The following is a 223-nucleotide window of genomic DNA, read 5'->3' as shown; positions in this document are numbered from 1 at the left end:
AGGCCCGAAGGTCCCCTCCTTTCCCCCGTAGGGCGTATGCGGTATTAGCAGTCGTTTCCAACTGTTATCCCCCTCGACTGGGCAGATCCCTAGGCATTACTCACCCGTCCGCCGCTCGCCACCTCAGAAGTAAACTCCCTTGTGCTGCCGCTCGACTTGCATGTGTTAGGCCTGCCGCCAGCGTTCAATCTGAGCCATGATCAAACTCTTCAATTAAAGTTTT

At 55.2% G+C, this 223-nt stretch carries 1 rRNA gene; it reads right to left on the bottom strand.

Annotated elements, in window-relative coordinates:
- Nucleotides 1–216, bottom strand: a 16S ribosomal RNA gene (locus KFE26_RS23925); the annotation flags it as partial.
- Nucleotides 217–223 lie beyond the last annotated feature (7 nt).

It is taken from the genome of Shewanella sp. M16 (assembly GCF_018224605.1).
GTDB lineage: Bacteria > Pseudomonadota > Gammaproteobacteria > Enterobacterales > Shewanellaceae > Shewanella > Shewanella oncorhynchi.
This window is presented reverse-complemented; position numbering and strand designations above follow the sequence as displayed.